The 4,834-nt window shown below is 46.6% G+C and carries 9 protein-coding genes; 6 read left to right on the top strand and 3 right to left on the bottom strand.

Translation table 11 applies throughout. The features are described 5' to 3' along the window. Positions 1-243 precede the first annotated feature (243 nt). The 4 genes from F6K49_RS35305 (at position 244) to F6K49_RS35290 (ending at position 2,716) form a co-directional block, all read left to right on the top strand. Positions 244-405 carry a hypothetical protein gene (locus F6K49_RS35305; RefSeq protein WP_293072933.1) on the top strand — a complete coding sequence of 54 codons (162 nt, stop codon included), beginning with the start codon at positions 244-246 and terminating at the stop codon, positions 403-405. Positions 406-543: 138 nt separating this feature from the next. After that, positions 544-807 carry a hypothetical protein gene (locus tag F6K49_RS35300; RefSeq protein WP_293072930.1) on the top strand — a complete coding sequence of 88 codons (264 nt, stop codon included), beginning with the start codon at positions 544-546 and terminating at the stop codon, positions 805-807. Beyond that, a complete protein-coding gene (locus tag F6K49_RS35295; RefSeq protein ID WP_293104266.1) occupies positions 782-1,009 on the top strand; it encodes a hypothetical protein in 228 nt (75 codons plus the stop codon). Before F6K49_RS35300 ends, F6K49_RS35295 begins: the two co-directional genes overlap by 26 nt. Before the next feature lie 351 nt (positions 1,010-1,360). After that, complete coding sequence (locus F6K49_RS35290; RefSeq protein WP_293104263.1) at positions 1,361-2,716, top strand: D-alanyl-D-alanine carboxypeptidase; 1,356 nt, start codon at positions 1,361-1,363, stop codon at positions 2,714-2,716. Here the strand turns inward: F6K49_RS35290 and F6K49_RS35285 are convergent. After that, complete coding sequence (locus F6K49_RS35285) at positions 2,669-2,833, bottom strand: hypothetical protein (protein WP_293104260.1); 165 nt, start codon at positions 2,831-2,833, stop codon at positions 2,669-2,671. The two genes, F6K49_RS35290 and F6K49_RS35285, sit on opposite strands and share 48 nt — an antisense overlap. A 225-nt stretch (positions 2,834-3,058) precedes the next feature. Between F6K49_RS35285 and F6K49_RS35280 the strand changes: the two genes are divergently transcribed. After that, positions 3,059-3,574 carry a peptidylprolyl isomerase gene (locus F6K49_RS35280; RefSeq protein ID WP_293104257.1) on the top strand — a complete coding sequence of 172 codons (516 nt, stop codon included), beginning with the start codon at positions 3,059-3,061 and terminating at the stop codon, positions 3,572-3,574. 79 nt (positions 3,575-3,653) lie between these two features. On the opposite strand, the gene F6K49_RS35275 is transcribed toward F6K49_RS35280, so the two are convergent. After that, positions 3,654-3,797 carry a hypothetical protein gene (locus F6K49_RS35275; RefSeq protein WP_293104254.1) on the bottom strand — a complete coding sequence of 48 codons (144 nt, stop codon included), beginning with the start codon at positions 3,795-3,797 and terminating at the stop codon, positions 3,654-3,656. Positions 3,798-3,895: 98 nt separating this feature from the next. On the opposite strand from F6K49_RS35275, the gene F6K49_RS35270 reads away from it, so the two are divergent. After that, positions 3,896-4,642 carry a DUF3747 domain-containing protein gene (locus tag F6K49_RS35270; protein WP_293104251.1) on the top strand — a complete coding sequence of 249 codons (747 nt, stop codon included), beginning with the start codon at positions 3,896-3,898 and terminating at the stop codon, positions 4,640-4,642. On the opposite strand, the gene F6K49_RS35265 is transcribed toward F6K49_RS35270, so the two are convergent. After that, positions 4,635-4,834 (bottom strand): hypothetical protein (locus tag F6K49_RS35265; protein ID WP_293104248.1); only part of this gene is annotated, 200 nt, incomplete at its 5' end. The genes F6K49_RS35270 and F6K49_RS35265 overlap by 8 nt on opposite strands.

Raw genomic sequence — 4,834 nt, 5'->3', positions numbered from 1 at the left:
TAGCACAAGATAAAGTAAATGTCAACTACCTGATCCAAGCTCATTACCCAGTTGAAGAAGGGTTAACCGCCTTTAACCATGCCCAGCAGCAGGGAGTCTTGAAAATTTTACTGACCATGGATCAGAACTCTTGAAACATGATCAATAGGTGATGGAATTTAAGCTATCAGCTCTCAGCTATCAGCTATCAGCTGAATATCAGTAGAGCGGGCATCCTGCCCGCCTGGGTATGATACAGGCAAGATGCCCGTTCCACGCCTGATGCCCGATACAGGCAAGATGCCTGTTCCACCCAATATCAGTAGAATGGGCATCCTGCCCGCCTGGGTATTATACAGGCCAGATGCCCATTCCACGCCTGATGCCCGATACAGGCAAGATGCCCATTCCACTCAATCTCAGTAGAGCGGGCATCCTGCCCGCCTGGGTATGATACAGGCAAGATGCCCGTTCCACGCCTGATGCCCGATACAGGCAAGATGCCTGTTCCACCCAATATCAGTAGAATGGGCATCCTGCCCGCCTGGGTATGATACAGGCAAGATGCCCGTTCCACGCCTGATGCCCGATACAGGCAAGATGCCTATTCCACACTCCCTATTCCCGATTCCCTACTCCCTACTCCCTACTCCCTACTCCCTACTCCCTACTCCCTACTCCCTACTCCCTTTACTAAACCATGACTTATCAACAACAATCCGAATTCGAGAAATCTCTAAATATCCGTGCGATGACCACCAAACAAATTTGGTCTTATTCTACTGTGATGTTAGCGATTTGTATGATTTTTGCCCCAGGCAGATATAAGTTAGCTCTACCGATGATTGTCATCGGGGGCGCAGCAACTAGCACCGCTTTTGTTTGGCACTCTCATAACAAGTCCTATAAAACCCTTCTTCCTAATCAAGTACAACAAATAGAAGAACGCCTCGGTAACATAGAAACTATTGTGGGACGGGATGATTTGGAAGTAAATTTGAAACTTAAACAGTTAGAAGAAAAGATATAGTACAGCAGTTTTAAATTGGATGAGGTACAAATTCTTGGGTTTTAGGGAGCAGGGAGCAGGGACTTCGGAGCAGGTAATAGGTAAAAAATACTGTGTACCTGATAGCTAGTAAAAACGCTGTATTTGTAAGTTTAGGTATAAACGAAATATAGTATTATAATTGAGTATTATATCAGGCTCGATTATAGTATATAAGGCTAGATAATTTGGAAAGATATCACCTAATATAGCGTTGATCATACTTATGAGGTACAGTCAATCTTATTACCTCTACTCCCTACTCCCTACTCCCTACTCCCTGCTCCCTTAAAAAAAAGACCTCACCTAATTGAAAACCGCTATACAATAATAATGCTCAAAACGAAGACTTATGTAACTGCTACACTATCTACACTACTCCTAGCACTAGTAATTGGATGTAATGGGGCGGATTCCCCAAAGGGTGTATCTCCATCTCCTGATCCAGATGCTTCCAAGTCCTCAGAACCAGAGAATGCACTAAAGGTGATCCAAAAGCCTGATCAACCCCTAACTGTTGCGGAAACGAATCCTATTCCAGGAAGCCAACAGAGTGTTGACCAATACCTAAAAGGATTATCCGCCAAAGGGATGACTAAGACCAATCAAGGGATATGGATCGAATCAGGAGATACCCTCTTAGCGAATTACCAAGGCACTACTCCCTTACCCGCAGCATCCCTTACCAAAGCAGCCACCACCCTAGCCGCTCTTTCTACTCTTGGTCCTGACCACCAATTCATTACCAAATTTAGCGCCACCGGACCGATTGAGAACGGGGTGCTACAAGGAGACCTAGTGGTTGAAGGATCAGAAGACCCCTTTTTTGTTTGGGAAGAAGCCATAGCAGTAGGCAACCAGTTAAATCAGTTAGGAATCAAGCAAGTAACCGGTAATTTGGTGATTGTGGGTAAGTTTTATATGAATTTTGAGACCTTACCCCTCAAAGCTGGCACTCTGCTCAAGCAAGGCTTGAATGGTAAGAGTTGGCCACCAGCAGCAGAAACTCAGTATCAGACCTTACCCCCAGGTACCCCTAGACCAGAAATTGCGATCGCAGGCTCTGTGCAAGTGGTAGCTTCACCCCCTGACAACCTACAGCCCCTAGTGCGCCAGTATTCCTTTCCCCTGGCGGAACTGCTGAAGAAAATGAATCGCTACAGTAATAATAAAATGGCCGACATGCTAGCGAATACAGCTGGTGGTGCCAAAGTGGTAGCCCGCAAAGCAGCAGAAGCAGCGGGAGTACCCCAATCAGAAATTAGCTTAATCAATGGGTCTGGTTTAGGTGAAGAAAATCGCATGTCTCCTCGGGCTGTCACTGCTGTATTTCTCGCCATTGAGCGCTATCTTCAGCAATACAACATGACCGTTGCTGATGTATTTGCCATCGTAGGAGAAGACAAAGGTATTTTAAATGAACGTCCATTGCCTAACTTAGCAGTAGTGAAATCCGGTAGTTTGAATTATGTTAGTACCTTAGCCGGAGCCTTACCAACTCAAACCTATGGCACTGTTTGGTTTGCTGTCATGAATTCAGGAGGAGACTATACCAAATTCCGGACTGAGCAAGAGATGCTGCTAAAAGAATTAGTAAATAAATGGGGAGTGGTGCAATCTCTTCCTCCTGACATTAAACCATCACCCCAGAGGATCGGTAAGAGGTCGTTTAGTGAAATTGTTAGGTAGGGAATCGGGAATCGGGAATCGGGAATCGGGAATCGGGAATCGGGAGTAGGGAGTAGGGAGTAGGGAGTAGGGAGTAGGGAGTAGGTAAGGTAAGCAGTTAGCAGTCAGCCGTGGCACAGGCTTCCAGCCTGTGACCTAACCCGCTGCATCGCTTATTCAAAAGCACCGATCTAGTAGCGTGGGCATAAGCTGATAGCTGATACCTGATAGCTAATAGCTGATAGCTTACCTCCCGAATCCCGACTCCCGAATCCCGACTCCCGATTCCCGACTCCCCATTCCCGACTCCCTGCTGTATCCTAGTTGAGTGTTAACTAAACTCTCATTAACTGAGAAATATAGATGGCAAACCCAACCGCAACCCTAGAAACCTCTTTAGGCACAATTACCGTGGAATTGTTCACAGATGTGATGCCAGAGACAGCCGGTAATTTCATTAAACTAGCCAAGTCTGGTTTCTACGATGGTCTTCATTTTCACCGGGTGATTAATGACTTTATGATTCAGTTTGGCTGTCCCTATAGCAAGGATCCCAATAGTGGTCGCGCCGGTACCGGGAATGGTCCTGACGGCTGCATCCAGGATGAGCACCCGGACAATGCCAAAATCTCCAATCAGCCAGGTACATTATCTATGGCAAATACCGGTGCTCCCAATAGCGGTAGTTGTCAGTTTTTCATCAATACACGAGACAATTCCTATCTCGATTGGTTTTCTCCAGGTCCCTCGAAGCACCCGGTTTTTGGTAAAGTGACTGAGGGTATGGATGTGGTGAACCAGATTCAAACCACCCCTACTGATCGCGGTGATCGCCCCAAAACCCCTGTTCAAATGGTGAAAGTGACCATTAACGAGTAACGTCAGCTATCAGTAATCAGCTATCAGTTATCAGCGGTCAGCAATCAGTTATCAGTTATCAGTTATCAGTTATCAGCTATCAGCTATCAGCTACCTGTAGGGTGGGCAAGGTTTTGCCCACCCTACACATGGAGTCTGTGGGTAAGTCCTGATCAAATAAGCTGACGGCTGACGGCTGACGGCTGACCACTGACCTTTTCTCTTTTTCTAAGATATTCTCCATCAAGCAGAGTTGATATAATTTGACTGTATCACTAGGGGAGCAAATTCTTTAGTGCTAGCGTCTACTGGGAATGGTCTAACTTAGGAACGGGAAAACCCATGAACACATCACCCTGGCTAGCAGCTACTGCCATCACTACAGCTTCTTGCCTTACCTTAGGCGCTATCAATCCAGCAGCAGCCAATACTTTTGACAACATCGAAGTTAACGGAAACAATTTTATTGCCGTTGCTGCCCCTTTTGGTTATAACAGCTATCAATTACTAATCATCGAGCAGATTGCAAACTGGCAAGCGTGCTGGGGTGAACGTGGCACTAACCCAGTTGTAGTAGAGCCTCTGCTGCTCAACTTTGACTTTACAGGAATTTGTGGCCGCAGTACAGACAGCAACGGCTATTCTATCCGCGTCGATAGTCAAGACTTCGGCCTAGACTATATGCTCAGAGTGGTTAAGCGGAATGGGGAATTGGTATTAGTAGGGAGTCACCGCATTGACCGCAATGCCCCAGACATTGAGCTTGGCCGCACCAGAGGTTTGGCTAATGGCTTTCTCAAAATCTTTCTTGATCCTGGTTGGCGATTTACCAAACGTGTCTATCAAGGCAGACAATTAGGTCATATCTATCTTACCTATGGTGCGATCGCTAATACTGTCGCGCCACAGTGGAACAGTAGCCCTCAACCTTCACCACCTACCCCCAGCAGGGAATATATTTTTACCAAACCACAAGCCCAACCAAAGACTAGTGGTGAACGTTTTCCTGACACTAGCCCTCAACTTCCAGCACCTGCACCGGCAGAATCCTCAAATGATGGCATACCAGTGTTTGAGGGGTCTAATTAAGAATTTCACGAGTAGGGAGATAGGGAGATAGGGAGATAGGGAGATAGGGAGATAGGGAGATAGGGAGGTAGGGAGATAGGGAGATAGGGAGATAGGGAGGTAGGGAGATAGGGAGATAGGGAGATAGGGAGATAGGGAGATAGGGAGATAGGGAGATAGGGAGATAGGGAGATAGGGAGATAGGGAGATAGG

The organism is Moorena sp. SIO3I6, assembly GCF_010672095.1.
The sequence above is the reverse complement of the archived record's forward strand: the minus strand, read 5'-3'. Positions and strand labels throughout refer to the sequence as shown.